Source organism: Halomonas sp. ND22Bw, assembly GCF_003011945.1.
GTDB lineage: Bacteria > Pseudomonadota > Gammaproteobacteria > Pseudomonadales > Halomonadaceae > Halomonas > Halomonas halophila.
Genome location: NZ_PXWD01001474.1, coordinates 1 through 247, shown reverse-complemented (window position 1 = coordinate 247; position 247 = coordinate 1). Strand labels below are relative to the sequence as shown.

General features: G+C 73.7%; 1 protein-coding gene. It reads left to right on the top strand.

All coding sequences use genetic code 11. The features are described from left to right. The coding region (locus CVH10_RS23120) for a 2-dehydro-3-deoxygalactonokinase (RefSeq protein WP_146143336.1) at positions 1-247 on the top strand (247 nt) is incomplete at both ends.

The following is a 247-nucleotide window of genomic DNA, read 5'->3' as shown; positions in this document are numbered from 1 at the left end:
CGTCCGGTGCTGGAAGAGGTCGCCGGCGACTGGCTGGCCGACGATCTGCCGGTGATGGTCGGCGGCATGGCGGGCGCCCGAGGTAGATGGCGCGAGATGGCCTATGCCCCCTGCCCCGCCGGCCTCTCGGAACTGGCGCGTGCGGTGGAGCGGCCCGACGACGCCGCCTTCGTCGCCCTGATCCCCGGCGTCGCCGCCTATCGTGACGGGCGGCTGCACGATGTGATGCGCGGCGAGGAGACGCAGG